1 protein-coding gene is annotated in these 1,008 nt (G+C 41.2%); it reads left to right on the top strand.

The features are described 5' to 3' along the window. A partial coding sequence (locus tag BUC11_RS17065) for a hypothetical protein (protein ID WP_394332919.1) occupies positions 1-1,008 on the top strand: 1,008 nt, incomplete at both ends.

The following is a 1,008-nucleotide window of genomic DNA, read 5'->3' as shown; positions in this document are numbered from 1 at the left end:
GTATTTACAGCATTGGCACCAAATACTTATACTTTATACGTGAGAAATACAGCGGATAACACTTGTGTAACTCCGTCATCGACTGCTATAACGATCAATGCTATTCCAACACCTCCAGTTGAACCAACCACGGCTAGTGTGGTGCAACCTACTTGTGGAATTCCTTCAGGAAGTATTACAATCACAACACAAGCAGGAGTAGCCTACAGTTTGGATGGAATAACGTATCAGAGCTCGAATGTATTTACAGCATTGGCACCAAATACTTATACTTTGTACGTTCGAAATACATTGGATAACACTTGTGTAACTCCGTCATCAACTGCTATAACGATCAATGCTATTCCAACACCTCCAGTTGAACCAACCACGGCTAGTGTGGTGCAACCTACTTGTGGAACTCCGTCAGGAAGTATTACAATTACAATACAAACAGGAGTAGCCTACAGTTTGGATGGAATAACGTATCAGAGCTCGACTGTGTTTACAGCATTGGCACCAAATACTTATACTTTATACGTACGAAATACAGCGGATAACACTTGTGTAACTCCGTCATCGACTGCTATAACGATCAATGCTATTCCAACACCTCCAGTTGAACCAACCACGGCTAGTGTGGTGCAACCAACTTGTGGAATTCCTTCAGGAAGTATTACAATTACAACACAAACAGGAGTAGCCTACAGTTTGGATGGAATAACGTACCAGAGCTCGAATGTATTTACAGCATTGGCACCAAATACATATACTTTATATGTTCGAAATACATTGGATAACACTTGTGTAACTCCGTCATCGACTGCTATAACGATCAATGCTATTCCAACACCTCCAGTTGAACCAACCACGGCTAGTGTGGTGCAACCTACTTGTGGAACTCCGTCAGGAAGTATTACAATTACAACACAAACAGGAGTAGCCTACAGTTTGGATGGAATAACGTATCAGAGCTCGAATGTATTTACAGCATTGGCACCAAATACTTATACTTTGTACGTTCGAAAT

Source organism: Flavobacterium xanthum (assembly GCF_900142695.1).
Classification (GTDB): domain Bacteria; phylum Bacteroidota; class Bacteroidia; order Flavobacteriales; family Flavobacteriaceae; genus Flavobacterium; species Flavobacterium xanthum.
Note: the sequence above shows the minus strand (reverse complement) of the source record. Positions and strands in the feature narration are given on the sequence as shown.